This is a genomic window from Paraclostridium sp. MRS3W1 (genome assembly GCF_032465715.1).
Classification (GTDB): domain Bacteria; phylum Bacillota; class Clostridia; order Peptostreptococcales; family Peptostreptococcaceae; genus Paraclostridium; species Paraclostridium dentum.
This window is the reverse complement of sequence record NZ_JAWDJM010000063.1, coordinates 1-698: the sequence shown is the minus strand read 5'-3', so window position 1 is coordinate 698 and position 698 is coordinate 1. Positions and strand designations below refer to the sequence as shown.

Below are 698 nucleotides of genomic sequence, written 5' to 3'. Positions count from 1 at the left end.
CTTAAATTAGATGAGCCTAGCGTTATAATAACAAGATGGCCATGTGTTCTTAAAAAGTTTTCTAAAGAAGATAAAGAAGAGTTTAGAGGTGCGTTTAAACAAAAATGTAATGTAGATAAAGATTTATGTATAGGATGTAAGTTATGTATAAAATCTGGATGTCCATCAATATCATTGGATAAAGAAACTAAAAAAGCATGTATTGAAAAAACTAGCTGTGTAGGATGTGAAGTATGTTCACAAATATGTCCAAAACAAGCTATATATAAGGGGGATAAATAAATGACAAAGAGCGTACTTTTAGTTGGAGTTGGGGGTCAAGGTACTATACTTGCTAGTAAGCTTCTAACAATTGGTATTATGGAATCAGGATATGATGTAAGGATGAGTGAAATACATGGTATGAGTCAGCGTGGTGGATCTGTATCTTCTCAAGTTAGATATGGTGATAAAGTTTATTCTCCAGTTATAGAAAAAGGCGGAGCGGATATTTTAGTTTCATTTGAAAAAATGGAAGCACTAAGATGGCTAGATTACTTAAAAGATAATGGCAAAATAATAGTCAATGACTATCAAATAAATTCAATGCCAATATTAAATGGAAAAGCTGAATACAAAGGAAATGAAATAAGTGAAGAGTTACTTAGAGTAGGAGCTAAATTGATAAATGCATCAAAGAGTGCTATTGAACTTGGAAA

Annotated in this window: 2 protein-coding genes; both read left to right on the top strand. The window is 31.7% G+C overall.

The genetic code is table 11. The annotated features are described in order from the left end of the window. The coding region (locus RWY47_RS04790; RefSeq protein WP_442953951.1) for an indolepyruvate ferredoxin oxidoreductase subunit alpha at window positions 1-282 on the top strand (282 nt) is incomplete at its 5' end. Then, on the top strand, window positions 283-698 hold a 416-nt coding region (locus RWY47_RS04785; protein ID WP_316030256.1), incomplete at its 3' end, for an indolepyruvate oxidoreductase subunit beta.